The 240-nt window shown below is 45.4% G+C and carries 1 pseudogene; it reads left to right on the forward strand.

The features are described from left to right. A pseudogene (locus tag CXF59_RS00155) lies at positions 1 to 240 on the forward strand (hypothetical protein); the annotation flags it as partial.

The raw sequence follows: 240 nt of genomic DNA on the forward strand, positions 1-240 counted from the left end.
CTGCACCAACTGCCTCTGCAACTTTGCAACCAACTTGTGCTGTAGCTACTGGAACTATAACGGTGACTGCTCCTACGGGAACTGGAATCACGTATAGCATTGACGGTTCAACTTATACTAACACTACTGGAATATTTACTAATGTGGCTGCTGCAACATACTCTGTTACCGCTAAATCAGCCGAAGGTTGTATCTCTCTTTCTACTAGTGTCGCTATTGATGCGCAACCAGCAACACCTG

Source organism: Flavobacterium sp. ALD4 (assembly GCF_002836475.1).
Taxonomy (GTDB): domain Bacteria; phylum Bacteroidota; class Bacteroidia; order Flavobacteriales; family Flavobacteriaceae; genus Flavobacterium.